The organism is Globicatella sanguinis NBRC 15551, assembly GCF_001552295.1.
Lineage (GTDB): Bacteria > Bacillota > Bacilli > Lactobacillales > Aerococcaceae > Globicatella > Globicatella sanguinis.
On sequence record NZ_BCQX01000252.1, the window covers coordinates 1 to 603 of the forward strand.

At 38.8% G+C, this 603-nt stretch carries 1 protein-coding gene; it reads left to right on the forward strand.

The genetic code is table 11. The features are described 5' to 3' along the window. Positions 1–107: 107 nt before the first annotated feature. Positions 108–603 (forward strand): metallophosphoesterase family protein (locus tag GSA01S_RS10440; RefSeq protein WP_373276909.1); only part of this gene is annotated, 496 nt, incomplete at its 3' end.

Below are 603 nucleotides of genomic sequence, written 5' to 3' on the forward strand. Positions count from 1 at the left end.
CTACTTCTTGCCTACTCCCCCACACCAAAAAATATAGAGCCAAAATAATTCACGATGAGGAGAATTATATGAAAAACATTATATGCTGGTTTTGTTGGACCTGGTCCATGCTATTATTCTTTCCAGTAACTATTGATGCAACCAATGACGATTTAGTTGCTTGGGTCATTACGGACTTACACTATTTATCTGAGAGCCTGCATGATGAGGACGGTGAAGCTTATCAACATATAAAAAACACGGGTGCCGGAAAAGACTTTGATTATGGTGCTGAACGCATGCAAGCTCTAACCCAAGAAATTGCCCAAGAAAAACCGGATGTCCTAATTGTTTCTGGTGATCTCACCTTAAATGGGGAGTACCAAAGTATGCTAGACCTAGCCGAATATTTTAAAAATATAGAAGCATTAGGTACCGATGTGTTTATCATTCCTGGCAATCATGATATCGCAAGTGGTTGGGCTCGTGAATTTAAAGGAGAGACTTTTATCAAAACGAATCAAGTCTTGGCTCACGAATTTGCGACAATATTTAATGAGTTTGGCTATCAAAAAGCTATTAGCCGAGATCCAGATAGCCTAAGCTATGTAGCTACTTATAAAA